1 protein-coding gene is annotated in these 1182 nt (G+C 56.2%); it reads left to right on the top strand.

Features of this window, described 5'->3' with window-relative positions; genetic code table 11:
• Positions 1–76 precede the first annotated feature (76 nt).
• Positions 77–1150: an IS630 family transposase gene (locus TZ03_RS11865; protein WP_051097796.1), complete on the top strand. Its 1074-nt coding sequence runs from the start codon at positions 77–79 to the stop codon at positions 1148–1150.
• Positions 1151–1182 lie beyond the last annotated feature (32 nt).

Genomic DNA, 1182 nt, shown 5'->3' with positions numbered 1-1182 from the left:
CTAGTGTGGTGTTTCACAAATACCGCTGAAAATCTGAGCTAGGCTCTGTAGAAGCCAACTCTCCAAGGGCATCGACATGGGCCGACCAGCAACCGTCATTACCCTTTCCGAAACTGAAAAGTCGGAACTGCTACGCCGGATCAAACTTCGCAAAGGCGCTCAGGATGCCCGCCTGCGCGCAGAGATAATTCTCGGCTGTGCCGCAGGCGAATCAGGCAATGACATCGCTCAGCGCTTAGGCACGAGCAAGGATGTGGTTTCGCGGTGGCGTCAGCGCTTCTCTAAGTTGGGGCTGCTGGGGCTGAACGATGAACCGCGCTCTGGCCGGCCTCGCACTATTTCCGATGAGCAAGTTCAGCAAGTGGTAAACCAAGTGCTGCAAGGTAAGCCCGACGACTCCAGTCATTGGAGCACGCGACGGATGAGTCGTGAGACGGGCCTGTCTCCTGCAAGCGTGATGCGCATCTGGCACGCGTTCGGGATCAAGCCGCACTTGGAAAAGACCTTCAAGCTTTCCACTGATCCGTTGTTTGTCGACAAGGTTCACGACATCGTTGGGCTCTACTTGAACCCACCCGAACGAGCCTTGGTGCTTTGCGTTGATGAGAAGAGCCAGATCCAAGCGCTGAACCGCACACAGCCGGGCCTACCGCTTTCCCTAGGTAACCCAGCAACCCGCACACATGACTACAAACGACACGGAACGACCTCGCTGTTCGCAGCCCTGGATGTGGCAACCGGTGAGGTGATTGGCCGACTCAAACGACAACATCGCAGTACCGAGTTTCTCGCCTTCCTAAGGGAGATCGATGTGTCAGTGCCTGCCGATATGCCGATCCATCTGATCATGGACAATTACGCGACTCACAAGACCGACAAAGTCAGGGCGTGGCTTGCAGCGCGACCGCGCTACAACATCCACTTCACGCCGACCTCGGCATCTTGGCTGAATCTGGTTGAGCGGTTTTTCTCAACGCTGAGCGAGAAGTGGATCAAGCGGCAGGCACATGTCAGCGTTAAGGATCTGGAGGCGTCGATCGAGTACTACCTGGAAACCTACAACCAGAACCCGAAGCCATTTCGGTGGCACAAGAAGGCCGAGGACATCCTTGCCTCAGTCGCTCGCGCGGCGCGAGCGCTGGGCAAATGATTTTCAGCGGTATTTGTGAAACACCACACTAG

Origin of the sequence: Pseudomonas sp. 10-1B, assembly GCF_000935045.1 — a bacterium.
GTDB lineage: Bacteria > Pseudomonadota > Gammaproteobacteria > Pseudomonadales > Pseudomonadaceae > Aquipseudomonas.
This window is presented reverse-complemented; position numbering and strand designations above follow the sequence as displayed.